Genomic DNA, 408 nt, shown 5'->3' on the forward strand with positions numbered 1-408 from the left:
GGGCACCATTGCCGGGACGGGGGGCGTGACGCTGCTTGATGGGCGTGAAACGCTGACGGGCAACAATAGCTATACCGGCGAGACCACGATTTCCGGTGGCACGCTGGCACTGGCGGGTGATGGCAGCATCGCGACCTCAAGCGGGGTTACGCTCAGCGGCGGCACATTTGATATTTCCGGCACCACGGATGGGGCTTCGATTGCCTCCCTGTCGGGCAATAGCGGTGGCGCCGTCGCGCTGGGTGATGAAACGCTGACCCTGACCGATGCGGCGGGGAGCTTTGCGGGTGCCATGGCCGGGACAGGAGGTGTGACGCTGCTTGATGGGCGTGAAACGCTGACGGGCAATAATAGCTATACGGGTGAGACCACGATTTCCGGTGGCACGCTGGCACTGGCGGGTGATGG

1 protein-coding gene is annotated in these 408 nt (G+C 63.7%); it reads left to right on the forward strand.

Translation table 11 applies throughout. From position 1 onward, the window contains the following. Positions 1-408 (forward strand): autotransporter-associated beta strand repeat-containing protein (locus B7G66_RS16825; protein WP_048859442.1); only part of this gene is annotated, 408 nt, incomplete at both ends.

Origin of the sequence: Novacetimonas hansenii JCM 7643, assembly GCF_000964405.1 — a bacterium.
GTDB classification, from domain to species: domain Bacteria; phylum Pseudomonadota; class Alphaproteobacteria; order Acetobacterales; family Acetobacteraceae; genus Novacetimonas; species Novacetimonas hansenii.